Annotated in this window: 26 protein-coding genes; 6 read left to right on the forward strand and 20 right to left on the reverse strand. The window is 65.6% G+C overall.

All coding sequences use genetic code 11. The features are described 5' to 3' along the window. From NE609_RS13905 to NE609_RS13980, 16 genes are all read right to left on the reverse strand, one after another. A partial coding sequence (locus NE609_RS13905; RefSeq protein ID WP_256152837.1) for a baseplate J/gp47 family protein occupies positions 1-457 on the reverse strand: 457 nt, incomplete at its 3' end. Continuing rightward, positions 454-807, reverse strand: a complete 354-nt coding sequence (locus NE609_RS13910) for a hypothetical protein (protein ID WP_256152838.1) — start codon at positions 805-807, stop codon at positions 454-456. The genes NE609_RS13905 and NE609_RS13910, both read right to left, overlap by 4 nt. A gap of 17 nt (positions 808-824) precedes the next feature. Further along, positions 825-1,802, reverse strand: a complete 978-nt coding sequence (locus tag NE609_RS13915) for a hypothetical protein (protein WP_256152839.1) — start codon at positions 1,800-1,802, stop codon at positions 825-827. Further along, positions 1,790-2,173 (reverse strand): hypothetical protein, encoded by a 384-nt coding sequence (locus NE609_RS13920; RefSeq protein ID WP_256152840.1) that lies wholly within the window; start codon positions 2,171-2,173, stop codon positions 1,790-1,792. The genes NE609_RS13915 and NE609_RS13920 overlap by 13 nt, the downstream gene beginning before the upstream one ends. After that, positions 2,170-2,523, reverse strand: coding sequence for a hypothetical protein (locus tag NE609_RS13925; RefSeq protein ID WP_256152841.1), 354 nt, complete (start codon positions 2,521-2,523; stop codon positions 2,170-2,172). The genes NE609_RS13920 and NE609_RS13925 overlap by 4 nt, the downstream gene beginning before the upstream one ends. Continuing rightward, the gene (locus NE609_RS13930) at positions 2,517-2,903 is read right to left on the reverse strand and encodes a hypothetical protein (RefSeq protein ID WP_256152842.1); all 387 of its coding nucleotides are present in this window, start codon (positions 2,901-2,903) and stop codon (positions 2,517-2,519) included. The genes NE609_RS13925 and NE609_RS13930 overlap by 7 nt, the downstream gene beginning before the upstream one ends. After that, complete coding sequence (locus NE609_RS13935) at positions 2,900-3,280, reverse strand: hypothetical protein (RefSeq protein ID WP_121587145.1); 381 nt, start codon at positions 3,278-3,280, stop codon at positions 2,900-2,902. Before NE609_RS13935 ends, NE609_RS13930 begins: the two co-directional genes overlap by 4 nt. A gap of 17 nt (positions 3,281-3,297) precedes the next feature. Further along, positions 3,298-4,299, reverse strand: coding sequence for a phage tail sheath subtilisin-like domain-containing protein (locus tag NE609_RS13940; protein ID WP_256152843.1), 1,002 nt, complete (start codon positions 4,297-4,299; stop codon positions 3,298-3,300). A gap of 4 nt (positions 4,300-4,303) precedes the next feature. Beyond that, positions 4,304-4,756 carry a hypothetical protein gene (locus NE609_RS13945; protein ID WP_256152844.1) on the reverse strand — a complete coding sequence of 151 codons (453 nt, stop codon included), beginning with the start codon at positions 4,754-4,756 and terminating at the stop codon, positions 4,304-4,306. Next, on the reverse strand, positions 4,753-5,100 hold the full coding sequence (locus NE609_RS13950; RefSeq protein ID WP_256152845.1) for a hypothetical protein: 348 nt from the start codon (positions 5,098-5,100) through the stop codon (positions 4,753-4,755). The genes NE609_RS13945 and NE609_RS13950 overlap by 4 nt, the downstream gene beginning before the upstream one ends. Next, positions 5,097-5,447 (reverse strand): hypothetical protein, encoded by a 351-nt coding sequence (locus NE609_RS13955; protein WP_256152846.1) that lies wholly within the window; start codon positions 5,445-5,447, stop codon positions 5,097-5,099. The genes NE609_RS13950 and NE609_RS13955 overlap by 4 nt, the downstream gene beginning before the upstream one ends. Positions 5,448-5,638: 191 nt before the next feature. Then, complete coding sequence (locus tag NE609_RS13960) at positions 5,639-6,664, reverse strand: phage major capsid protein (protein WP_256152847.1); 1,026 nt, start codon at positions 6,662-6,664, stop codon at positions 5,639-5,641. 17 nt (positions 6,665-6,681) lie between these two features. Next, positions 6,682-7,623, reverse strand: coding sequence for a hypothetical protein (locus tag NE609_RS13965; protein WP_256152848.1), 942 nt, complete (start codon positions 7,621-7,623; stop codon positions 6,682-6,684). Continuing rightward, complete coding sequence (locus NE609_RS13970) at positions 7,620-8,777, reverse strand: phage portal protein (RefSeq protein WP_256152849.1); 1,158 nt, start codon at positions 8,775-8,777, stop codon at positions 7,620-7,622. Before NE609_RS13970 ends, NE609_RS13965 begins: the two co-directional genes overlap by 4 nt. 202 nt (positions 8,778-8,979) lie before the next feature. Next, on the reverse strand, positions 8,980-10,233 hold the full coding sequence (locus NE609_RS13975; protein ID WP_256152850.1) for a PBSX family phage terminase large subunit: 1,254 nt from the start codon (positions 10,231-10,233) through the stop codon (positions 8,980-8,982). Further along, on the reverse strand, positions 10,226-10,726 hold the full coding sequence (locus NE609_RS13980; protein WP_256152851.1) for a terminase small subunit: 501 nt from the start codon (positions 10,724-10,726) through the stop codon (positions 10,226-10,228). Before NE609_RS13980 ends, NE609_RS13975 begins: the two co-directional genes overlap by 8 nt. A 210-nt stretch (positions 10,727-10,936) precedes the next feature. On the opposite strand from NE609_RS13980, the gene NE609_RS13985 reads away from it, so the two are divergent. The 6 genes from NE609_RS13985 (at position 10,937) to NE609_RS14010 (ending at position 16,770) form a co-directional block, all read left to right on the forward strand. Further along, positions 10,937-11,449, forward strand: a complete 513-nt coding sequence (locus tag NE609_RS13985; protein WP_101548471.1) for a tRNA (cytidine(34)-2'-O)-methyltransferase — start codon at positions 10,937-10,939, stop codon at positions 11,447-11,449. A 12-nt stretch (positions 11,450-11,461) separates the two neighbouring features. Then, positions 11,462-12,397: a DegV family protein gene (locus NE609_RS13990; protein WP_121587704.1), complete on the forward strand. Its 936-nt coding sequence runs from the start codon at positions 11,462-11,464 to the stop codon at positions 12,395-12,397. Between the two features lie 219 nt (positions 12,398-12,616). Next, positions 12,617-13,807, forward strand: coding sequence for a phosphoglycerate kinase (gene pgk / locus NE609_RS13995; RefSeq protein ID WP_121587705.1), 1,191 nt, complete (start codon positions 12,617-12,619; stop codon positions 13,805-13,807). A gap of 193 nt (positions 13,808-14,000) precedes the next feature. Next, positions 14,001-14,768, forward strand: a complete 768-nt coding sequence (gene tpiA, locus NE609_RS14000) for a triose-phosphate isomerase (protein WP_101548475.1) — start codon at positions 14,001-14,003, stop codon at positions 14,766-14,768. 24 nt (positions 14,769-14,792) lie between these two features. Then, positions 14,793-16,310: a 2,3-bisphosphoglycerate-independent phosphoglycerate mutase gene (gene gpmI / locus NE609_RS14005; protein ID WP_256152852.1), complete on the forward strand. Its 1,518-nt coding sequence runs from the start codon at positions 14,793-14,795 to the stop codon at positions 16,308-16,310. Positions 16,311-16,482: 172 nt separating this feature from the next. Beyond that, positions 16,483-16,770: a hypothetical protein gene (locus tag NE609_RS14010; RefSeq protein ID WP_121587708.1), complete on the forward strand. Its 288-nt coding sequence runs from the start codon at positions 16,483-16,485 to the stop codon at positions 16,768-16,770. 44 nt (positions 16,771-16,814) lie between these two features. On the opposite strand, the gene NE609_RS14015 is transcribed toward NE609_RS14010, so the two are convergent. The 4 genes from NE609_RS14015 to NE609_RS14030 all read right to left on the reverse strand — a co-directional run bounded on the left by NE609_RS14015 (position 16,815) and on the right by NE609_RS14030 (position 20,890). Continuing rightward, entirely contained in the window at positions 16,815-17,603 is a 789-nt protein-coding gene (locus NE609_RS14015) for a hypothetical protein (RefSeq protein ID WP_256152853.1), read from the reverse strand. A 153-nt stretch (positions 17,604-17,756) separates the two neighbouring features. After that, complete coding sequence (locus NE609_RS14020) at positions 17,757-18,167, reverse strand: hypothetical protein (RefSeq protein WP_101548870.1); 411 nt, start codon at positions 18,165-18,167, stop codon at positions 17,757-17,759. A gap of 44 nt (positions 18,168-18,211) precedes the next feature. After that, positions 18,212-19,549, reverse strand: a complete 1,338-nt coding sequence (locus NE609_RS14025; RefSeq protein ID WP_256152854.1) for a glucose-6-phosphate isomerase — start codon at positions 19,547-19,549, stop codon at positions 18,212-18,214. A gap of 165 nt (positions 19,550-19,714) precedes the next feature. Then, positions 19,715-20,890, reverse strand: a complete 1,176-nt coding sequence (locus NE609_RS14030) for a D-alanyl-D-alanine carboxypeptidase family protein (protein ID WP_256152855.1) — start codon at positions 20,888-20,890, stop codon at positions 19,715-19,717. Between the last annotated feature and the right edge of the window lie 211 nt (positions 20,891-21,101).

A 21,101-nucleotide genomic window follows, 5' to 3' on the forward strand; every position in this document is an offset into this window, starting at 1 on the left:
GGCGGCGCGGCAGCGTGACGCGGCCCGCGGCGGCGTGGCCGCCGCGGCCCGCCAGGGCGGCCCGCGCCGCCAGCGTGGCGGACGTCTTCCCCGCGGGGATGCTTCCCGCGTCCGTGGTGAGATACACCCGCCCGTCCGGGGCCGCGCACGCGGTCCCCGCCGGGATCGGAACCTCCCCGGCCGTTCCCGGCGCGCGGGTGAAGGTGAGTTCCCCGGCGGCGTGCGCGGCGGGCCTGCGGGAAATCCCCCGCAGCGCGGCGAGGGCGTCGAGCGCCTCGCCCTTCGCGGTCAGCGGGTCGGACTGCCGCGCGGCCTCGTCGAGCCGCGCGGAAAAGTCCGCGAGCTCGCCCGCCAGCGCGTGAAAGCGCAGCGCGATGTCCGACGCCTCGTCGGGGACGAAGCCGGAAAGCGCGCTGTAACGCGCGGTCATCGCGCGGTAAAACTCCTGTTCGTTCATACGTCCACCTCCAGTTGATAGTCCCGCCCCGCCAGCGCGAGGGTGATCCGCACCGTCAGCCGCCGCGCGCCGGGTTCCCACGCGCACGCCGCCGCGCGTACCTCGAACTGCGGAAGGGGGGCGAGCGCCAGGCGCGCGGCGGCGAGCGCCCGCGCGTCGCGGGCCCCGGCGGGGCCGTCCGTGTCGAGGCGGTGCAGCGTGCTGCCGAAGGCGGGATCGTGGGGCAGGCTTCCCCGCCTCACCGCGAGCCGGATGGCGGCGCGCTGCAAAAGCTCCCGTTCGCCGCCGACCATGACGGGGCTTCCGAGAGAATCGCAGAGGTGCCCGCCGTCAATGAGCAAAGCGTCCATCATACGCCCTCCTTTTCCTACAGGTAGCCGCGGTCGACGAGCGTGAGCTCGGTCGACGCGCCGGAGGAAGCGAGCCGGTGCCGCACCTGGTGCACCAGCAGCCCCTCAAAGGTCTCATATCCGCCCGACACGGACGCGGTGTCGCAGACCGCGATATCGAGCAGTCCGGGGCAGGTGACGGTGACCACCCGCTTGCCGAGCATCGAACGGCGGATGCGCAGCATCGCGTCGATCTGGCCGCCGGTGGGGGTCAGCGTGTACTCGACCGACGGGATGAGGTACCGTTTGCGCACGAGCCCGAGCGCGGAGGCCTCGGGGTTGTTGTAGGCGTAGCTGTACGCGCCGTCGTCGTCGCGGATGACGAACCGGGTGATGGGGGAGTAGCGGTTGTCGGTGATCTTGAGGCATGTGTACCGCTGGGCCCCCGCGTCCCGGTTGGAGATCCGATGGAAGCTTCCCTCGCCGGGATTCATCTTGCAGACGACCCGTCCCGCGTCGTCGATGCGGGCGATCCCCTGGCTCCCGTTGCGAAAGAAGTTGGAAAGCGCCTCCCATTCGCTCGTCCCCTTCAAAATCTGGTACTGGTTGAAGAAGACGTCGAAGTCGGTGATCAGTGTGGAGAAGCCGTAGGGCCGGATGTGCTCGTCGAAGAGCTCGGTGAGGGAAAGCCCGGTGGTATAGGTCTGCGGCAGGGCCTCGTTGTCGAGCAGCACCGCGCCGATGCTGCGTGCGATCAGCTTGAGCCGCCGCCCGTCCGCGTCCTCGGTGACCGCCGCTTCGTCGAGCCTGCCGGAAAAGAGCGTCCGCCCGCCGATTTTCACCTCGACGGAGCGCAGGTCGCCGCAGGCATGCGCGCAGGGGAAAATCCCCTCGAACGAGTGCGCGGGCGAGTCGAGCGATTTGACGATTTCCCATTCAATAGGCGCGGGCAGCAAAACGGCGTTATCCGCCGAATCCTTCACCGTGCAGGACCATTCGCCGGTCAGTTCGGCCATGCGCCCACCTCTCTCTGTGCGGCGCGCTCGACGAATTCGAGCGTGTAGGTAAGCACCCGCCCGTCCCCCTGCGCCGTGTAGGCGAAGCGGGAGACGGCGGCCTCAAAGCTGCCGCCCGCGGGCAGATAGAGGAGGGCGAACCCGCCGCCCGTGCAGGCCGCGGAGATTTCCGCGAGCTTTGCCGCCGCACCCTCGGGCGTGGGGGCGAAGACCTCCCCCTCGCACCTTGCGACGCGGCAGCGGGGGCCGAGCTCCTGCACCGCCGCGCCGCAGCCGGGGAAGACCTGCGGCGCGAGGGCCCCGGTATAGCTCAGTTCGATCCGCCGGGGATTGTGCGGGAAAACGAACTCCCCATACTGCATCCTGTTCATGAGAAGTCCTCCATTTCGTTGGTGATCGGGTGCGGGTAGCGCCGGGCCTGGGTTTTGAGGCGGTCGTTGAGCTGCCCGAGCAGGCCGCCCTCCCCCTCGCCGGAGACCCGCCACCCCACCGGTGCGGGGGAGGCGTCCTCAAACCCCGCGGCCTCATAGTCCGGCAGGGCGGGCGTGTACGCGGCCTGCCCGGTGGAGAGCCCGTCCCCCACCGGCCGCGCGGTGTCCAGATAGCGATCCCACACCATGGGAACGTCCATTTTGGCGGGGTAGTTGACCGCCGTGCGGGATTTCGTGTAGTCGGAATAGACCTTGAGGTTTTCGGCCAGCTCGGCGTCGAGGTTCAGCATGGAAATTCCTCCTCCGAAAAGCTCTCGTTGAAGGAATATTCCTCCCGGTCGAAGCTGTCCTCCTCCGCCCCGCCGAAGGGCAGGTCCCCCTGCGCCCAGTAGAGGCGGCAGAGCCCGGCGATCTGCCCGAGGGTGTACCGGCGCAGCGCCCCCGCGGGGGTGCGCAGCCGGTCGGGCCCGTCGAGCGTCTGCCAGAGCAGCACGCAGTTGTAGGCGAGCGCGTAGGCCTCCTCGCCGCCCAGCCCCCGCTTTCCGAGCCGGGGCATCATCGCGCAGGCGCGCTGGCGATGGGAAAGGCGCTGGGCGGCGTTCTGCCTGCAAAAATGGACGCCGCGCCCCTCAAAGGGGACGGTGAAACGCTCCGCCGCGCCCCGCCTCACGCCCGCACCTCCATGCGCGAGCGCGCCACGAGGGTGAGGCTCTCATAGACAAGGTCGCCCAGCGGGGCGTCCTCGCCGATCGCCGACCACTGGCACCCGGAATAGATGATCTTGCCGTCGGGCCGCACGATGACGACGTTGAAGTCTTCGAGGGAAAAGAAGTCCACGTCGGAGGCGGGGGAGACGATCACCCGCACAAGCTCGAGCACGTGGCGGATGCGCCCGCCCACGGTGCCCACCGGCTCCGCCGAACCGAACGCCTCGACATAGCGGCTCTCGCGGGTGGATTTGGCCTTGTAGCTCTGGGCGGTGGCCAGGCGGCGGCCGTCCACCTCGATGTAGATGTCCTTGCTTGTCGGGAAACTGATAAATGCCATTTTGTCCTCCTTCCGCTCTAAACCACGATGTCGGCCGCGATCACGATCTGGTTGATCTCGGGTGCGACCCGCAGCGACAGCGTCGCCACACAGAGGGACGCGTCGTCCGGGTGGGCGGCGACCCGGGGCGGCCGGTAGCTGTCGATCACGCCGAGCGCGCGCTCCCGCTCGAGCTCGACGGTGATCTGCGACGCGATGCTCTCCCGCGTGACGGCGTTGTTTTTGAGCCCGCGCAGCCGCGCGCGGACGGCGCGGCGCACCGCGCCGACCACCTCGTCCACCGCGAGCACAGTGGAGAGGGCGGAAAAGGTGCTGTCGGGCAGCCCGTTCACCGTACGGCTCGTGGTGACGGCGCGCACGCACCGCACCTCGCCGCCGCACCGCTCGAAGGGGGTGACGCCCGCGCGCAGCAATTCTTCCGTTTCAGCGGCGGTAAGCCCGCCGTCGAAGGGGATGTCGAGCGGGACCGCGAGGCCGGAAAGGCTGCCCGCGTTCGCGGCGGCCAGGGCCGCCGCGAACGCCGCCGCGGTGCGCGTGGTGTTCGTCCCCCCGTCGCACAGGACGGCGACGCGGCGGTTGTCGGCCGCGGCGGCGGTTTCGCGGGCCGCTTCGGCCCCCGAAACCGCGAGCAGTCCCACCCGCTCCCTTCCCGCCGCGCAGCAGGCGTCCACATGCGCGCAGAGCGCCTCGGCGCCCCCGTCGCACACCACTGCGAAGAGATTTTCCTCGGTTTCCAGCGCGGCGAGCGCGGCGGCGTAGTCCTCACCGGCCGCGGCGGCGTAAACCGGGACGACGCCCGCGGCAAGCAGCGTTTGCGCCATGCCGTAGAGGACGCTCTCCGTGCCGAACGCCGCGGCGTCGGCCAGCGTGTAGAGCTCGGCCACGCCGGTCCCGGAATAACCGGCGCCCGCCCGCGCGGCGACGGCGACGCCCCGCCCGGCGGGACAGCCGCCCGCATAAGGGCGCACGCTCGTATGGATAAAGACCCCGGGCCGCATGGAATCAGGTCGTTTGATCATAGGGTCACACTTCCTTTGCCTTGATGATGATGTCGGCGAATCCTTCGCCCTCCGCGTCCTCATTCGGGAGGAGCAGCCCCGCGAGGACCGCCTCTGCGGTCAGCACGAGACAGCCGGTCTCCTGATCGAACGCGGCATCCCCGCAGTGGATTTCCACCGTGCCGAACGCGTTCTTCTGGAAAAAGAGCGCGCCGCACAGCCGGTCGAAGAGGCCATGGCAGCCGGGATTTCCGCCGGGCGGGCAGAGGATGTCGAACCGCAGGGTGAGCTTCACCCGTCCCCCCGGCGCGGCGGCGCGCTCGACGCCGGAAATCCCGACCGCCACGCAGGCCTGCCGGGTCGGGACCCCCTTGTAACCGCCCGGGAACTCCTCCCGGATGGCGATCCCTTCGAGAAGCGGGCTCTCCCGCAGGTAGGCGGCCATCTCCGCACGCAGGCCGGTCAGCGGATCAGTCATGTTTCGGATTCCTCCCTTACCAGCCGCGCCGCCGCCCAGCGAAACGCCGGATGGCCGCCGCAGTAAAAATCGTGGCAGAGCAGAATCTCATAGCGGTCGCCCCCCACCGTGAGGATGGAACCCTCCCGCACCCGCTCGCCGCCGCCCGAAAGCGGCCCGTAGTAGATGAACTGCCGCGGGTCGATTTTCCCGAACCGCGACTGGATGTTCTGGGTGCGCGCCTGCGTGTCGTAGGCGCGCGGCTGCACGCAGGCGAAGAAGCGGAAGACCGCCCCGTCCTGCTCGAGCGCCGCCTCTTGGCCGCACTGCCTGATGGCGGCCGTCACCGCCCCGGCGATGCTCATGCTTCCACCTGCCTGAAGGACGCGCATCCGCAGTCCAGGAGACCGGCGGCCCCTGCGAGCAGCTCGTCGCGCAGCAGCCGCGTCCCCTCGAGGCCGTCCTCCGCCGGGGAGAGGGAAACATCCCCCACCCGGATGCTCTGCGCGTTCTGTCGGGAGAGCGCATACTGGTAGCAGGCCTCCCCGGCGGCGGCGAGCAGCAGCCGCTCGTCCGCCTCGTCCGCGCCCGGCAGCAGGCGTTCGGCCAGTCGCGCTGCCGCTGCCGCGCAGAGCGGCTTCCAGCCCTCCGCCCCGTCCGCATCCAGCCCCGCCAGCCGCACAAATCGGTTGAAAATGGCTTCCGTATCCATAAAACGCCTCCTTTTCACGGCGGGGGAACACATTTCCCCCGCACCCCCATTGCGCGGCGGAAAACCGGCCGCCTCCGGCGTCCGACCGTCCGGGGCTTCGCCCCGCCCGGCTGCGCGGGCCCGTTTCCCCGGGCCCGCGCGTTTTCCGCCGCTCCGCCGCACGCCCTCCGGCGCGCTTATCGCGCCTCGCCTTACGCGGTCTTGAGCGTCAGGACCTTCACCGCGTCGGGGAAGATCTTGGCGAACCCGCTGGTCGAGGTGACGGCGGCGCGTTCGAGCTGGGTGTTGATGAGCTTGTCGTAATCGACGGTGATGTCGCCGGCGGTAACCATCTCGAGCGCGAAGTTCTTGTCGAGCGCGACGATGGTGCCGGCGGGCACGGCGGCGCAGCGGATGACGTTCGCGCCGAGCGGGGTGCCGATCATGCCGCTGCCGGTGAAGTTGAGCCCGGCGACGGGGTCGCGCAGCTCGGTGAGGATTAGGAGCTTCTGCATCATGTCGGGGGAGGCGATCAGCGTGTTCATCTGGAAGTCGCTGAACCTGCCCCACAGGGCGAGCAGATCGTCGTAGGAGAGCTTGCCGGCCTCGGCGGTCTTGACGACCTCGGCGGCGTTGCCGTTGGCGTCGTCGGGTGCGTCGCCGTTGATCAGCACGTTCACCGCATCGGCGAGCTGGGCCTTGGTGATGTAGGCGCCGATCTGCTTTAAGGTGATCGAGAAGAGGTCGATGCGCTGGAACTTGACCGCCTCATAGGAGGCGACGAGCATACGGCCCCGCTTGGTGAGCCGGACGAGATTGTCCTTGAGCTTGATGACCGTCTCGGGGATGGCCGCGCCCTCGGCGACGACCGAAGCGGACACGTCGTGCCCGTCGGCGGTGGTGATGGTACGGTAGTCGAGCGAATTGATGACCGTTTTGGACGCGATGATGCTCTGGATCACTGCGCTCTCATCCATGCCCTGCAGGACGGCGCGCGCCACATATTCGGGGAAGAGGGCGGCGGAATCGCTCGTGCCGAAGAACTTGGCGATCGTATCGCTCTTGGGACCGCTCACCCTGATGTCGAACCGCTTGAGCTGGCGCTGAAAGGCGTCGAGCCCGGCCAGCTCGGTGCCGGCGTAGGCGGCGGAGGGATCGAGCTTTTCGAGCTGGTCGGAAAAGGGGACCCCCGCCTTGTACATCGTCTTGTCGAGCCGGATATTCTGGTAGTTTGCCATATGCTTCATCCTTCCTGTCAAATACAAAATGCACCGTTGTCGGACGGCTTTTCCGGTTTCCCGCCGAGCTGCAAAAAGGCGGGAGCCTTCCCCGCAAACCCCTTGCAGAAGGCGTCGAGCTGTCCTTCGTCCATGCCCGCGGCGGCGGATTCGGCGGCGGCCGCGTCAAGCGCGGGCAGCGCGAAGGCCGCCAGCCGCACGAACTCCTTCCGCTTTTCCATAAGCCGCGCGCGTCCGGCCTCGGCGAGCGCGCCGAGCTCCCGGAGCTGCTTTGCCAGCGCAAGCGCCTGCGCGTGGCCGAGCGTCACCCCGCCGCCCCCCTCGAGCGATTTGACAAGGTCCTCCCCGGCGGTATGCGCGCCCTTGGTGACCCCGGCCCGCTTCTGGGCGGGGACCGCGACAAACGACCATTCGTAGGCGTCGGTGGGGTTTCGAAGCTCGTGCCAGCAGAGCGCGCCGCCGTATTCCTGTCCCGCCTCGTGGGCGCAGGGCCTTTCCCGCACGTCCGCCCCGCAGATCGAGCACTCCGCCCGTTCGACGGCGCAGCCGACGCTGACCTCTTTTTTGATGCCCGCGTCGATCTCGAGGATAAGATCGGCGTTCTTGTCGCACCGCACCATGTAGGCCCACGCGCGCAGCGCGGCGTAGGGCTCCCCGGCGGCGGTCAAACGGCCCTGGTCGGTCTCCACGGCGGTCTCGAAGATGCGTGCGGTCTGGTTTTCCCCGCGCGGGTTGTGGTCGAAGATGCCCGTCTTTCCCACAAAGAGCGCCGCCAGCTTTTCGAGCGAAGCGGCGGGGAACCGCTCGTAGTCGCGGTCGACCTCGTTGTCGCAGAGCAGGAGCGAAAAGACATAGACCTCTTCCGCGGAGAGCTCCCGCCGGGAAAAGCGGTTGATTTTAGCGAGCTGTTCCCCCGTCGCGGGGGTATCCGCCGCCTTTTGGATGACTGCCTGTTTCATCGGTTCTCCTCCGTCCGCTCCAGTTCCCGCGCGAGCTTGTCGGCCTGCAAATTCTGCAGGCGTGCGTTGGCAAGCTCCAGCTCGTCCTGGAGGTTGATGTTGTCCCATGCGATGTCCACGCCGCAGGCGTAGCCCCGCAGGCGCAGAAAGACCGTGCAGATGCGGATGAGCACGGGGGTGAGCAGACGGCGGTAGCTCTCCAGCTCGGAGGTGAGGATATCCGCCTGCTGCGCGCTCATCCGTTCGGTGGTCGACCAGTTGAGGCCGAGCAGGAAGGGCGGCACGCCGAGCTTGGCGACGATCTGCTCGAGCATCTGCCGGACCGGCACCTCGGTGCCGATCATCTGGTTGTCCGCGCCGATCACCTTGATGTCCACGTCCCCCACGGCGACGAAATCCTTGATCGCCCCCTGCTTGACCGAATCCATCGCGTCGGCCCATTCGCGTGCAATGTTCCCCGCGATCTCTCTGGCGCACGCCCGGTCGACCGCGTTGGCGCCGGGACGGTAGGTCACGGCGTAGCGCAGGTTGGCGATCCGCTCGAAGTTCTGCCCGATCGACGCGTAGATCTTCATCAGCACGTCGGACACGAAGGGCAGCCCGGCGAGCAGCGAGGTGCCGCGCAGCTCCCCGGCCGCGGGGTTCAGCGCCGAAAAGACGATGAGCTCGGGCCAGGGGACGGGAACGGGGGAAAGCCCGTCCTTCGCGGCGCACACCTGCACGCCGAAGGGCGAACCCGCGTCCCGGAACGCGATGTCGCGCAGCGGCGCATTATAGAGCCCGGCGACGGATTTCCCGTCCGCCGCGACCACGATTTCACCGACCGCGTTTCCATAGGTGAGCAGGCTGTCTAGATAGCAGCGCACGAAGCTCTCCATGCCCCACGAGACCGCGCCGACCGGCACCCCGCGAAAAAACGCCTCCAGCTCGGCCTGCGCCGCGCGGTTGGAGCAGACGGGCGCGCACCCGCCGACCAGCCGCCCGATCTTGTCGATCGCCGCGTCGATCACCGGGATGGCGCGCCGCAGCCCGTCATAGACCGCGCAGTCGGGCGTGGCCAGCGGCAGCAGGCCGTCCCAGCCCCGGCAGGGCTCGCGGGCGGTCTGTACGCTGACCGCCGCCTCCCCCCGCCGGAAAAAATCCCTGATTTTCAAATTGATCCTCCCCTCGGGGCGGGGGCAAACCAGATGTTTTCCCCCGCGCCCCCTTTCGTTGCCGCCGCCCTCCGGCGGCGTATCCATCCCCGCCCGGCGCGCATCCGCCGCCGCGGGGCCGCCCCGCGCTTCGCGCGGGGAGCGCGCGCCGCCTGCGGCGGCCCGCGCCCGCCGTCCCTCCGGTCCGGCGCGGCCCCGCCCCTCATCCCCGCGCCGCGGCGGCGGCGGCGCAGCCCGGCTCCCCGCGCGCAAGCAGGGTGGCGGCAAAGTAGCGGATGTCGTCCATGGCGTGGTCGTTCTGCTTGACGGGCGCGTCCCGCCCCGCGCGCTCGTCCCAGCGGTAAAGCCCGAACTCCCGGATCGTGTCGGCGCACCCGGCGCAGAAGCGGAGCCTTTCCTCCCGGAGCAGCTCGCTCACCAGCCGGATGCCGTCCGCCACATCGTTTTTGGCGGGCAGGGCGGTAAATCTGCCGTGCCGCCGGATGCAGGCGAGAAAGCTCGCGGCGGACGGATCGACGACGACCGCCTCGACGGGCCGGTCCCCGGCGAGCGCTTCGAGCGCGGCGTAATATTCCTCGTCGGTCCTCAGCTCTCCCATCCTGCGGGAGTCGTGGTAGTATTCCGCCAGCCGGTACCAGACGCCGCCCGCCTCCCCCCACAGCCCGAAGGAGGCGGGATTGACGGTGCCGTAGTCGCAGGAGATGAAATAGCGGGAGCAGGCCGGCGCGGAATCCACCACATGCCGGAGCGGGTCGAACATCGGGTAGACGGCGCCCTGCGCGGCGGTCCACCTGCCCAGGACGAACCGCTCGCGGAACGCGCCGGAGTAAAGCTGCTCATACCGCCGCAGGACGGCGGGGGAGAGGGAGGGGTTGTCGCGCATGGTGAAGTGCAGATAGAGGGCGTTTTTTTCCTTCGCCTTCAGGATCCACTCGGTGTAAAACCAGTGCTGCGGATGCTCGGGATTGCAGGAGAACCACAGCCGCGCGCCCTCGACGGAGCAGCGCGCCACGGCCTGCTCGACAAAGGAGCGCGGCATGAGCGCGGCCTCGTCGAGCAGCACGCCCGCGAGGGTGACCCCCTGGATGAGCGCGGCGCTCCCCTCGTCCCGCCCGCCGAAAAGGTAGAAGCGGTTGCGCCGGTTTTGGAAGGCAACCTCAAGCACGCCGCGGGAAAGCCGCTCCTTCACCGAAAAGCCGAGCTCCCGCAGGCAGGGAAGCAGCGGGGACACGACGTTGCGGCGCAGGGCGGCCACCGTCTTGCCGCAGAGCGCGAAGCACTGCCCGTCAAAGCCTGTCATCGACCAGAGGAGGAACCCGAGCGAAAGGCAGAACGTCTTGCCGCTGCGCACCGCCCCGTCGCAGATGACCGCGTCGCGGGCCTCATGGGGGCTTCCCGGCCTCCACCAGGTGAGCGCGGTCATCTGCTTTTGGGAAAACCGGGTGAAATCACCCATCTGCCCCGTCCTCCGCGCGCGGGTCGTCGGCGGGGGCCTGCGTCGACCGGGCGAGCGCCGCGAGCAGGGAGCCCGCCGCGTTCTGCTCGCCGCCGTCGAGCTCCGCGAGCAGCGAAAGGGCCTTGAGCCGGTCGCAGAACTTGATTTCCACCCCGCCCCCCTTGGGGAGCCGCACCTCGGCCACGTGGAAGAGGTCGGCGGTGGAGGCCGGGCCTCCCTCGCCGGAAAGCAGCGGCAGCGCGCCCGCGGCGTCCCCCAGCGCGATGCGTTCGAGCCCCGCCCGCGCGAGCGACGCGGGCGCGCCGAAGGAGAGCTCCTTTCGCAGCCGGGCGATCGACCGGCGCACCTTCGCATCGCCCAGCAGCGCCGCTGACTGCATGCCGCAGTCTCCGGCGCCGAAGCCCGCTTTACGCGCGGCCTCCTCGGGCGGGAAGCCGCGCGCCATATAGACGCAGAAGGCCCTCCGCCTCTGCGTGTTGAGAGAGGGTTTCATAGGCCACATCCTTTCACCCGTACCGGAAAACGGGGCGGAAATTGCGGAAAAACGCAACGAACGCGCCGGGAGAAAAAATATTTTTTCAAAAACCCTGCGGAAGCGCGCCGCAAACTGGCGGATACTTGACTAAACTGTGAAGAAAATGGTAAATTATAAGGTACAGCAGGCGCGCCTGCACGACAGAAAAAGGGAGCTGGAAAAGCCGGAATGTCCGTTTTGAATATCGTCCTGATCGAACCGCAGATTCCCCAGAACACGGGGAACATCGCGCGGACCTGCGCGGCGACGGGGGCGCGGCTGCACCTGGTGGGGCCGCTGGGCTTTGAGATCACCGACGCGAAGCTCAAGCGCGCCGGTCTGGACTACTGGCGCCTGCTCGACATCACCACCTATGAGAGCACGCCGGAATTCTTTTCCCGCAACCCGCGGGGCGAGTTCTACTATTTCACCACGAAAGCCCGCCGGACCTATACCGATATCGCCTACCCGGACGACGCGTACCTGGTGTTCGGCCGGGAGGACGCGGGCCTGCCGGAGGAGCTGCTCCGCGCGAACCCGGACCGTTGCGTGCGCCTGCCGATGATCGCGGGGGCGCGCAGCCTGAACCTCTCCAATACGGTGGCGGTGGCGGCCTACGAGACGCTGCGGCAGTGGGGATTCCCGGCGCTCCAAAACCATGGAAAGCTGACGAAATACGACTGGGACGCGGTCCCTTTGTGATGGGAGAAACAGATGGGAAAGAAAAAGACGACGGATCAGAGGATCCTGCTGATGACCGATTCCGCGAGCGATATCTCCGACGCCGACCTGCTGGAGGGCGGCATCGTCATGCTGCCGATCCCGATCGCGATCGACGGCAAGGGCTATCTTGAGCGGGTGGATTTCACCACCCGGGAATTTTACGAGCGGCTGACGGCGGCAAAGGAGCTGCCCGTGACGAGCCACATCCTGTCGATCACCTACCAGCAGGCGTACCTCGACGCGTTCGAGCAGGGCTATACCGACGTGATCAACACGACGATCACCTCGGTGGGCTCCAACATGTTCGAGGCGGCGGTGTTCGGCAAGCGGCAGTTTTATAAGGAGCACCCCGAGGCGGAGGGGAAGATGAACATCACCGTGCTCGATTCCGGCACCTACACGCTGGGCTACGGCTACCCGATCGTCGAGGCGTCCAAGATGATCAAGGCGGGCAGGAGCGCGGAGGAGATCACCGCCTGGCTCGACGATTTCTACGCGACGGTGGAGATCATCTTCGCCGCCTACTCGCTCGAATACGCGCGGAAATCGGGCCGTATCCCGGCGGCGTCCGCGTTTGTCGGGGACGTGCTCGGCCTGCGCCCGATCATATCGATCGTGGATGGGGTGACGACGGTGGTGGAGAAGGTGCGCGGGGACAGAAACGTCGTCCCGCACATTGTGGATTACGCCTACGGCCGCGCGGTGGACAAAAAGGCGCCGACGGCGATCATCTGCGGCTCGGTGGAGCAGTACGGGGACGACATTTACAAGGCGGTCGCCAAAAAGTTCGGACACGCGCCGAAGGCGCGCTACCTGGCGGGAGCGTCGATCGCGATCAACTCGGGTCCGAAGGTCGCGGGCGTGATCGTGCGCGGGGAAAAACGGATCAACACCCGGGCGCGGGAGCAGGATTTCATCCGGGGCTGAGGGCGCCGCAGGCGCTTTTTGCACATGTCGTGTGCAAAAATCCCCAAAGAAAACGTCAAACCTTGCGGCATGGCTGTTCAAAGCAGGGAAAATGGGCAAAAGCCCTTGCAAAATGCGGGTTGTTGCATTAAAATATTCATGGTTTCAGGTTATGCAATCTGCATCAATCGACCGGGTAAGTCTATGCCAATTTACATAAAATGAAGGGTGGCTATTTCAATGACCTCTTACAACAAAAAGTCGGTGGAGGACATCGACGTAAACGGCAAAAAGGTACTCGTCCGCTGCGATTTCAACGTCCCGCTGAAGGACGGCGTCATCACCTCGGACAAGCGCATCGTTGCGGCCCTGCCGACCATCAAGTACCTGCTTGACCACAACGCGGCAGTCATCCTCTGCTCCCACCTCGGACGTCCGAAGGGCGAAGTGAAGCCCGAGTTCTCCCTCGCGCCTGTGGCGGCCCGCCTGAGCGAGCTGCTCGGCAAGCCGGTCGCGATGGCCAAGGACGTCGTCGGCGACGACGCGAAGGCCAAGGCCGCGGCGCTGAAGCCCGGCGAGCTGCTCCTGCTCGAGAACGTCCGCTTCGAGGCGGGCGAGACCAAGAACAACCCCGATCTCGCCAAGGCGTTTGCCTCGCTGGCGGAAATCTATGTCAACGACGCGTTCGGTTCGGCGCACCGCGCCCATTCCTCGACCGCCGGCGTCGCCGATTACCTGCCCGCCGTCTGCGGCTTCCTCATCCAGAAGGAGATCACCATCATGGGCAAGGCCCTCTCCGACCCCAAGCGCCCCTTCGTGGCGATCCTGGGCGGCGCGAAGGTCTCCGACAAGATCGGCGTCATCAACAACCTCCTCGAGAAGGTCGACACCCTCATCGTGGGCGGCGGCATGTCCTACACCTTCATGAAGGCGCAGGGCCATTCGATCGGCAACTCCCTCTGCGAGGAGGATAAGCTCGACCTGGCGCGCGAGATGCTCCGGAAGGCGAAGGACAAGGGCGTCAGCCTGCTGCTGCCGGTCGACAACAAGGCGGGCGACAAGTTCGATGCCAACTGCGACATCAAAATCGTCGACAGCGACGACATCCCCGACGGCTGGATGGGCATGGACATCGGCCCCAGGACGATCGAGCTCTTCTGCGGCGCCGTGAAGAACGCCGGCACCGTCGTGTGGAACGGCCCGATGGGCGTCTTTGAGTTCGAGCGGTTCGCCGAGGGCACCCTCAAGGTCGCCGAGGCGGTCGCCGAGAGCGGCGCGGTCTCGATCATCGGCGGCGGCGATTCGGCCGCGGCGGTCACCAAGCTCGGCTATGCCGACAAAATGACCCACATCTCCACCGGCGGCGGCGCCTCCCTCGAGTTCCTCGAAGGCCTCGAGCTGCCCGGCATCGCGGCCCTCAACGACAAATAAGAGCCACCAAAAGGGCGGGCGTCAGCCCGCCCTTTTTCAGCCTCCCGCGCCCCATCCGCACACGCGGGGGCGGGAAACCAAACGGCTACGCCGTTTGTACGCAAAACAAAGTTTTGCGTTCCGCGCGAGGCGCGGGTTTCCCGCCGCGGCCCGAACACCGTCATCAATACATCACGATACAGGAGGACATACTATGAACAAGAACCTGCGCAAGGCCGTCATCGCCGGCAACTGGAAGATGAACAAGACCCGCCCCGAGGCGAAAGCCCTGATCGAAGAGCTCAAGCCGATGGTCGCGGACGCCGGCTGCGGCGTCGTGATCTGTGTGCCCTACACCAACCTTGAGACCGCGCTCGCGCTGACCGAGGGGACCAACATCGGCGTGGGCGCCGAGAACTGCCACTGGGAGAAATCGGGTGCCTTCACGGGCGAGATCTCCGCCGACATGCTCGCAGAGATGGGCGTCAAATATGTGGTCATCGGCCACAGCGAGCGCCGCCAGTATTTCGGCGAGACGGACGAGACGGTGCAGAAGCGCGTGCGCGCGGCGCTCGACGCGGGCCTCACCGTCATCCTCTGCGTGGGCGAGCTGCTCGCGCAGCGGGAGCAGGGGATCACCGAGGAGATCGTCGGCCTTCAGACGAAGGTCGCGCTGGGCGGCGTCTCCGCCGAGGAACTCAAGCGTGTCATCATCGCGTATGAGCCGGTCTGGGCGATCGGCACGGGCAAGACCGCGACTGCCGGGCAGGCCAACGAGGTCTGCCGTTACATCCGCGCGGTGGTCGCGGGCCTCTACGGCCAGGCGGCCGCGGACGGCCTGACCATCCAGTACGGCGGCTCGATGAACGCGAAGAACGCGGCGGAGCTGGTCGCGCAGCCGGACGTGGACGGCGGGCTCATCGGGGGCGCGTCCCTCAAGGCCCCCGACTTCACAGCGATCGTGGAAGCGGCCTCGAAATAAACCCGGGCATTAGGAGGAAAGCAGATGAAAAAACCTTTGGCACTCATTATCCTGGACGGTTTCGGATATAACCCGCAGGACTACGGCAACGCGATCGCGGCGGCCAAAAAGCCGAACATTGACCGCCTGATGGCCACCTGCCCCCACACGCTGATCGGGGCGTCCGGCCTCGACGTGGGCCTGCCCGACGGCCAGATGGGCAACTCGGAGGTGGGCCACACCAATATCGGCGCGGGCCGCATCGTCTATCAGGAGCTGACCCGCATCTCCAAGTCGATCGAGGACGGGGACTTCTTTCAAAACCCCGCTCTGCTGGCGGCGGTGGAGAACTGCAAAAAGAACGACTCCGCGCTGCACCTGATGGGCCTCTGCTCGGACGGCGGCGTGCACAGCCACAACACCCACCTTTACGGTCTGCTGCGGCTGGCGAAGGACGCGGGGCTCAAGAAGGTGTACGTCCACTGCTTCATGGACGGCCGCGACGTGCCCCCGACCTCTGGCGTGGATTTCCTTGCGGCGCTGGAAGCCGAGATGAACCGGATCGGCATCGGCCGCATCGCGACGGTGATCGGCCGGTATTACGCGATGGACCGCGACAACCGCTGGGAGCGCGTCTCCCGCGCCTATCACGCGATCGTGAAGGGGGAGGGCAACTTCAACCCATCGGCGGTCGACGCGGCGGAGAAATCCTACGGCGCGGAGGTCACCGACGAATTCATCGAGCCGACCGTCTGCCTCAAGGACGCGGGCGTTCGCGACGGCGATTCGATGATCTTCTACAACTTCCGTCCCGACCGCGCGCGCGAACTGACCCGGACCTTCGTGGACCCGGACTTCAAGGGCTTTGAGCGCGAGGGCGGCCAAAAGCACGTCTTCTTCGTCTGCATGACCCAGTACGACGTGACGATGCCGAACGTCGAGGTGGCCTTCAAGCCGGAGAGCCTCGACAACACCTTCGGCCAGTACATCTCCGACCAGGGCCTCACCCAGCTGCGCATCGCGGAGACGGAGAAGTACGCGCACGTCACCTTCTTTTTCAACGGCGGCGTCGAGCAGCCTTACCCGGGCGAGGACCGCGCGCTGATCCCCTCTCCCAAGGTTGCGACCTATGACATGCAGCCGGAGATGAGCGCCTACATCGTCGCTGACGAGGTGGTCAAGCGGATCGAAAGCGGGAAATACGACGTGATCATCCTCAACTATGCCAACTGCGACATGGTCGGACACACCGGCGTCTTCAACGCGGCCAAGCGCGCGGTGGAAGCGGTGGACAAATGCCTCGGCGAGACGGTGGACGCGATCCTGCGGATGGGCGGGCGCGCACTGATCACCGCCGACCACGGCAACGCCGACCAGATGTTCGAGCCGGACGGCTCCCCCTTCACGGCGCACACCACCAACCCGGTGCCGCTCATCGCGGTGGGCTGTGGCGACGTGAAACTGCGTGAGGGAGGCCGCCTGGCGGACCTCGCCCCCACGATGCTCAAGCTCCTCGATCTGCCCCAGCCCAAGGAGATGACCGGCAAAAGCATCGTCGAATAAAAAGAGAAAACCGCCCCGCGCGCTGCGCGGGGCGGTTTTTTGCGTCTTTACGCGGGATCGTATATTTTACCCGCTCCGGCACAAAATAAACGTAATGACTTGTCTTTATCCGGGAAATGGATTATAATAGATGCATCTACACGCCCAACTATCCACTACAGGAGGAATCGATATGAGAAAAGGTACCTTTATAGCGACCATTGCCCTTCTGATCGCCATAGCGGGCGCGATCGTCGCGTTTGCCGCTTATTTTAAACGCCGCAGCTGCGCGCTCTGCGACGATCTCGACGACGAACTGATGGACGACATGTCCGATCTGGACTATTATGCGACCCAGGTCGACGAGGACGACGAGGAGGATGTCTGCGGCTGCGGATGCTCCGCGCCGGAGGAGCCCGTCCAGGATGCCGCGCCGGAAGCGGCCGCGCAGGATGACGGCGAGGAACCCACCGAGGAATAAAAGCACGGCGGCCGCCCTGCGGGCGGCCGCTTTTATATCCTGATTTATGCTGCCGGGAGATCGCTCATCTCCTGGTAGCCGGCGAGATCCGCCGGGAACTGCACGGCAAAGTCCTCACCCACCGCGGGGTATGTGGAGGTCATCGTCGAGGTGCAGATGGCGGTCTGGCCCTCGACCACCGCTGAGAATTTGACCTGGGCCCTGTCGGCGGCGATCCTGCCGTCCTTATCGATCGTCACGCTCCCGGTGATCGCCAGGGGCTTGACGTTGGTAAGGCCCTCCTCGCGCAGCGCATCCCGGAGCGCCGCCAGCACGTCGCCCGCCGCGGCCTGCAATTCGGTCGCGCCGACCTTATAGGTGATCACGGTGTTTCCGTCCTCCTGCTTGACGGTCGCGTTCTTCAGCGCATCGGTGGGAGCCGTCGGCGTGCAGAATTCATTGACGATCATGCCCGCCGCCTCCATCGGCGCGCGCACTTTCAGCCTGGCGCCGGGGCCGCCGTCCAGATAGAGGTATCCGCCCTTATAATAGAAGCCGAGCTTCTCCTCTCCGTCGGGCAGCGCCGTCGAGATGACGATCGAAAACTGCGTCCTGTCCCCTTCCCCCTTCATCTGGATCGTCGCGTTGGTGCGCAGGCTGATCGTGAGGCCGCCCGCCTTCATGGCGGTGTCGATTGCCGTGTTGACCTGCACGGCGTCTCCCTGAAGGCTTTTATCCAGCGCCTCCCGGTAGATTTTCGCCGGGTTTCCCGCGGCGGCCGTCTCCTTGGCGGTGAACCCCCCGAGGGAAAGCACCAGAACCGTACAGAGCAGCAATGCCAAACATTTCTTCATCTCTCCGCCATCCTTTCCGTTCAGACATGGTTTTCAGGCTTCCTGTGACAAACGGCCGCCCAAAAAGGCGGCCGTTTGGTACGCATGATAAATGTGGGAGCCGGGGAAGGAATGCGGCTGCCTCCTTCCCGCAAGGCGCCGGCTAAGCCGGAATCAGATGATATATTGGTGGATGCGCTCGGGCAGATCGGTCTTGTCGCAGGAGACGGTAAAGGTCATCGTGGCGCCATTCTGATCCAGCAGCTTTACGAGTTTATCGACCATGACGGCGAACGCCTGAAAGTCCTTGCCGCCGACCTTGAAGGTCGCGTCGACAAACACTTCCGTGATGTCGTAGTTGCCCGCGAAGAGGCCGCAGAAGAATCCATAGAACGCGTCGAAGCCGCTGACGGCGTAGTCGTCGATGTCGATGAGGCGCGCCTGGTGGCTGATGTCAAAGGTCAGGGTATTGCCCTTTTCCACGCAGACCACATTGCCCTTGGAAGTCGTCACCGCTTCGTTGACCATGCCGATGAGCCGCTTGGTTTTTCCGGAGCCTTTGTTTCCTACGATAAGCTTTATCATGTGAAATTCCTCCAATATATGAAATTTGGTTTCCAAACGTCCTGTTAGCCCAGCTTCGCCTCGAGCTCCGCGCGCTGATCCTCATAGCCCGGCTTGCCGAGCAGCGCGAACATGTTTTTCTTGTAGCTCTCGACACCCGGCTGGTTGAAGGGGTTCACCGCCAGCAGGTATCCGCTGATGGCGCACGCCTTCTCGAAGAAATAGACCATGTAGCCGAACTCATGCTCGTTGATCCCGGGGACCTCAAGCACCATGTTCGGCACGCCGCCCTCGGTGTGCGCGAGGATGGTCCCCTGCATCGCCTTGTGGTTGACGACCGACATATTCTGGTTGGAAAGGAAGTTGAGTCCGTCGAGGTTTTCCGGGTCGTCCTTGACAAAGAAGTCCTTTGTAGAGTTTTGGATGTCCACGACCGTTTCAAACATGCAGCGGCTGCCTTCCTGGATAAACTGTCCCATCGAATGCAGGTCGGTGGAAAAGACGACCGACGCCGGGAAGAGCCCCTTCTGGTCCTTGCCCTCGCTCTCGCCGAAGAGCTGCTTGAACCATTCGTTCATCATCGTGAACGCCGGCTCGTAGCTGACGAGAAGTTCGATCTGCTTGCCCTTGCGATAGAGGATGTTGCGGTAGGCCGCGTACTTGTAGCAGTCGTTTTTGCACAGGTCGTCGACGGCCAGATCGTCCATCGCGGCGGCCGCGCCGCCCATCACCGCGTCGATATCGATGCCCGCGACCGCCATCGGCAGCAGGCCCACGGCGGTCAGCACCGAATAGCGCCCGCCCACGTCGTCGGGGATGACGAAGGTCTCGTAGCCCTCGCGGTCGGAGAGCTCCTTGAGGGTGCCGCGCGCCTTGTCGGTGGTGGCGTAGATGCGGCCCCTGGCCTCCTCCTTGCCGTACCGCTGCTCAAGCAGCTCGCGGAAGACCCGGAACGCGAGCGCGGGCTCGGTGGTGGTGCCGGACTTGGAGATGATGTTGACCGACACGCGCCTGCCCTCGCAGAGGGCCAGCACCGTGTTGAGGTAGTCGGGGCTGATGCTGTTGCCGACGAAGTAAATGTCGGGGGTATCCTTTTTCAGGTTGTTGTAATAGGGAGAGCGCAGCAGCTCGAGCGCGGCGCGCGCGCCGAGGTAGGAGCCGCCGATGCCGATGACGAGCAGCAGGTCGGTATCCGACTGGATCTTTCCGGCCGCCGCCTTGATGCGGGAGAACTCCTCCCGGTCGTAATCCTTCGGCAGGGTGGTCCAGCCGAGGTAATCGTTGCCCAAACCGGATTTTTCCGTCAAAGTCCGGTGCGCGGCCAGCACCTGCGGTTCGATCGCTTTGAGCTCATGTTCGTTCACAAAACTTTTGAGATACCTGGTGTTCAACTTCATTGCCATCTCAGGTCTTCCTTTCCGCTTGGATATTGTACAAATCGCACAATTCGACGTCGTGCAGAATCCTTCTTTGTTACACATATTGTACCCTATTTGACGGTCCATTTCAAGCCGGGTTTATGAAAATTCCAAAAATAATCCATGTCGGCCGCGGGCGGTCAAACCCCGTTACATTGCGATCAGCCGGCAGAGCAGTTCCTTGAGCGCGTTGCCGAAGGTCATCCGTTCCACGCCCTCCGCCGCGACGAGGTTGTATTCGCAGAGGACGCTCTCCCCCACCCGGACCGTCACCTTCCCGAGCATCTGCCCCGCCTCGACCGGGGCCTCCACATCCTCGAGCAGCTCTGCCTGCTGTTCGATCGCGTCCTTGTCGGAGGCCTTGACGATCACCGCGCCCGGCGTTTCGGACAGCACCGAGACCTCCTGCGCCACGCCGTGGCGCACGGGCACCGCGTCCAGCCCCTCGAGCGGCGGCAGCTCGACGCGGGTGTAGTTGGCGAAACCGTAATCGAGCAGTCCCCGTGCGGCGGAGAACCGCTCCGCCGAGGTCGGGCTCCCGAGCGTCACCGCGACGAGCGACATCCCCTTGCGGGTCGCGCTTGCCGACAGGCAGCTGCCCGCGCCGTTCGTCGTGCCCGTTTTCAGCCCGGTACAGCCGTCATAGAACCGCACGAGCTTGTTCGTGTTGACCAGCTGGGTCTGGCCGTCCCGCAGCTCCGACATCCACACGCTCGAATACTCGGTGATCTTTGGATGCTTGAGCAGCTCCCGGCTCATCGTCGCGATATCGCGCGCCGTCGTCACATGCCCCTCCGCGTCCAGCCCGGTCGCGTTGACGAAGTGGGTGTTGGTCATCTCAAGCTGCTGGGCGCGCTCGTTCATCAGGCCGACGAACGCCTCCTCGCTGCCTGCGATCATCTCCGCCAGCGCCACCGACGCGTCGTTGGCGCTCGAAATCGCGGTCGCCTTCAAAAGGTCGTCGACCGTCATCTGTTCTCCTGCCTTGAACCAGATCTGGCTGCCGCCCATCGATTCGGCGTGTTCCGAGCAGGTCACCATGTCGTCGATTGAGATGCGCCCCTCGTCGAGCGCCTCCATGACGAGCAGCAGCGTCATCACCTTGGTGATCGACGCGGGAGGCAGCACCTCATCCGCGTTCTTCTCAAAGAGCACCCGCCCGCTCTCCTGCTCGATCAGGATCGCCGATTTCGCCGGCAGGGAATTGTCCACCGGCGCCGCCGTCTCAAGCGCGGTCATGTCCGGTAAATCCTCCGCATAGACCCCCGCCGACAGCGGGACGCATATCAAAACGCTCAATAGAACCGCCGCGAGCCTTTTCTTCATATCCGCACACCTCTCCTGTCAAATTAGTACATGTGTATGCGGCGCCGCCGGGTTTTATTTGCGGAGGGACTTAGATTTGCCGCTCGGTGAGCGGCGGAGGTTGTCGGTGGCCGGCCGACGGCGGTTTTAGATTTGCCGCTCATCGAACGGCGCAGTTTGTCGGTAGTCGACCGACAGCGGTCTTGGATTTGCCGCTCGGCGAGCGGCGGAG

It is taken from the genome of Anaerotruncus sp. DFI.9.16 (assembly GCF_024461615.1).
Classification (GTDB): domain Bacteria; phylum Bacillota; class Clostridia; order Oscillospirales; family Ruminococcaceae; genus Anaerotruncus; species Anaerotruncus massiliensis.

What these genes read in the sequence shown, in the direction of transcription:
- NE609_RS13910 (WP_256152838.1), bottom strand. Translation starts at nt 807, where the DNA reads ATGGACGCTTTGCTCATTGACGGCGGGCACCTCTGCGATTCTCTCGGA.
- NE609_RS13915 (WP_256152839.1), bottom strand. Translation starts at nt 1,802, where the DNA reads ATGGCCGAACTGACCGGCGAATGGTCCTGCACGGTGAAGGATTCGGCG.
- NE609_RS13920 (WP_256152840.1), bottom strand. Translation starts at nt 2,173, where the DNA reads ATGAACAGGATGCAGTATGGGGAGTTCGTTTTCCCGCACAATCCCCGG.
- NE609_RS13925 (WP_256152841.1), bottom strand. Translation starts at nt 2,523, where the DNA reads ATGCTGAACCTCGACGCCGAGCTGGCCGAAAACCTCAAGGTCTATTCC.
- NE609_RS13935 (WP_121587145.1), bottom strand. Translation starts at nt 3,280, where the DNA reads ATGGCATTTATCAGTTTCCCGACAAGCAAGGACATCTACATCGAGGTG.
- NE609_RS13940 (WP_256152843.1), bottom strand. Translation starts at nt 4,299, where the DNA reads ATGATCAAACGACCTGATTCCATGCGGCCCGGGGTCTTTATCCATACG.
- NE609_RS13945 (WP_256152844.1), bottom strand. Translation starts at nt 4,756, where the DNA reads ATGACTGATCCGCTGACCGGCCTGCGTGCGGAGATGGCCGCCTACCTG.
- NE609_RS13950 (WP_256152845.1), bottom strand. Translation starts at nt 5,100, where the DNA reads ATGAGCATCGCCGGGGCGGTGACGGCCGCCATCAGGCAGTGCGGCCAA.
- NE609_RS13955 (WP_256152846.1), bottom strand. Translation starts at nt 5,447, where the DNA reads ATGGATACGGAAGCCATTTTCAACCGATTTGTGCGGCTGGCGGGGCTG.
- NE609_RS13960 (WP_256152847.1), bottom strand. Translation starts at nt 6,664, where the DNA reads ATGGCAAACTACCAGAATATCCGGCTCGACAAGACGATGTACAAGGCG.
- NE609_RS13965 (WP_256152848.1), bottom strand. Translation starts at nt 7,623, where the DNA reads ATGAAACAGGCAGTCATCCAAAAGGCGGCGGATACCCCCGCGACGGGG.
- NE609_RS13975 (WP_256152850.1), bottom strand. Translation starts at nt 10,233, where the DNA reads ATGGGTGATTTCACCCGGTTTTCCCAAAAGCAGATGACCGCGCTCACC.
- NE609_RS13980 (WP_256152851.1), bottom strand. Translation starts at nt 10,726, where the DNA reads ATGAAACCCTCTCTCAACACGCAGAGGCGGAGGGCCTTCTGCGTCTAT.
- NE609_RS13985 (WP_101548471.1), top strand. Translation starts at nt 10,937, where the DNA reads ATGTCCGTTTTGAATATCGTCCTGATCGAACCGCAGATTCCCCAGAAC.
- NE609_RS13990 (WP_121587704.1), top strand. Translation starts at nt 11,462, where the DNA reads ATGGGAAAGAAAAAGACGACGGATCAGAGGATCCTGCTGATGACCGAT.
- pgk (WP_121587705.1), top strand. Translation starts at nt 12,617, where the DNA reads ATGACCTCTTACAACAAAAAGTCGGTGGAGGACATCGACGTAAACGGC.
- tpiA (WP_101548475.1), top strand. Translation starts at nt 14,001, where the DNA reads ATGAACAAGAACCTGCGCAAGGCCGTCATCGCCGGCAACTGGAAGATG.
- gpmI (WP_256152852.1), top strand. Translation starts at nt 14,793, where the DNA reads ATGAAAAAACCTTTGGCACTCATTATCCTGGACGGTTTCGGATATAAC.
- NE609_RS14010 (WP_121587708.1), top strand. Translation starts at nt 16,483, where the DNA reads ATGAGAAAAGGTACCTTTATAGCGACCATTGCCCTTCTGATCGCCATA.
- NE609_RS14015 (WP_256152853.1), bottom strand. Translation starts at nt 17,603, where the DNA reads ATGAAGAAATGTTTGGCATTGCTGCTCTGTACGGTTCTGGTGCTTTCC.
- NE609_RS14020 (WP_101548870.1), bottom strand. Translation starts at nt 18,167, where the DNA reads ATGATAAAGCTTATCGTAGGAAACAAAGGCTCCGGAAAAACCAAGCGG.
- NE609_RS14025 (WP_256152854.1), bottom strand. Translation starts at nt 19,549, where the DNA reads ATGGCAATGAAGTTGAACACCAGGTATCTCAAAAGTTTTGTGAACGAA.
- NE609_RS14030 (WP_256152855.1), bottom strand. Translation starts at nt 20,890, where the DNA reads ATGAAGAAAAGGCTCGCGGCGGTTCTATTGAGCGTTTTGATATGCGTC.